General features: G+C 71.5%; 1 protein-coding gene. It reads left to right on the top strand.

The features are described 5' to 3' along the window. Window positions 1-165: 165 nt before the first annotated feature. A partial coding sequence (locus tag K206_RS37800; RefSeq protein WP_155888005.1) for an MFS transporter occupies window positions 166-551 on the top strand: 386 nt, incomplete at its 3' end.

Raw genomic sequence — 551 nt, 5'->3', positions numbered from 1 at the left:
GCCGCGGCTTTCGGCCGGCCCCCAGCGCCGAGCCGCGGTCCATGTATCAGACATGGCGGGCGCATGGCACGCGACGCACGCGCGGCACGCCCGAAGCGGTTACCGGTAAAGACAGTGTCGAACACAGCGGACTCCAATCTGGCAGCGCGCGCCGCAGACGCGCCCATGACATCCATCGAACGCCGCGGCATGGCCGCCATGCTGCTGGCGGTTTCGCTCGCCACGCTGGACACGGCGATCGCCAACACCGCGCTGCCGGCCATCGCGGCCGACCTGCACGCCACGCCGGCGGCCTCCGTCTGGATCATCAATGCCTACCAGCTGGCGATGGTCGCCACGGTGCTGCCGTTCGCGGCGCTGGGCGGCATCATCGGGCACCGGCGCGTCTACCTGGGCGGGCTGATGCTGTTCATCGTGTCCTCGGTGGTGTGCGCGCTGTCGTGGTCGCTGCCCTCGCTGGCGGCCGCGCGCCTGCTGCAGGGCGTGGGCGCGAGCGCCATCATGAGCGTGAACGCGGCGCTGGTCAGCGCGATCTTCCCGCCGCACCGGCT

The organism is Cupriavidus sp. WS (assembly GCF_000395345.1).
GTDB lineage: Bacteria > Pseudomonadota > Gammaproteobacteria > Burkholderiales > Burkholderiaceae > Cupriavidus > Cupriavidus basilensis_B.
The sequence above is the reverse complement of the archived record's forward strand: the minus strand, read 5'-3'. Positions and strand labels throughout refer to the sequence as shown.